We start from the raw sequence: 266 nt of genomic DNA, 5'->3' as shown, positions 1-266 counted from the left end.
ACCGGGAACTTCCGCGGGGTCGCCTTCCACCACGACGGCTCGGAGCTGCGGATCGTCAGCGAGCTCGCGGCCGGCTGGTACCGCTACATCAGCGACTGGCGGCTCGCCGACGACGGGGTGATCCGCCCCCGGTTTGGCTTCGCCGGGGTCAGCAACCCGTGCACCTGCCGGGTCCACACGCACCACGCCTACTGGCGCCTGGACTTCGACATCGCCGGCGCCGCGGACAACCGGGTGGACGAGTACGCCGACCCACCGGCGGGCCC

1 pseudogene is annotated in these 266 nt (G+C 72.6%); it reads left to right on the top strand.

The features are described from left to right. Positions 1-266: pseudogene (locus ACSNOK_RS34535) on the top strand (hypothetical protein); the annotation flags it as partial.

It is taken from the genome of Streptomyces sp. URMC 126 (assembly GCF_051386555.1).
In the GTDB taxonomy this organism is placed as follows: Bacteria; Actinomycetota; Actinomycetes; order Streptomycetales; family Streptomycetaceae; genus Streptomyces.
The sequence above is the reverse complement of the archived record's forward strand: the minus strand, read 5'-3'. Positions and strand labels throughout refer to the sequence as shown.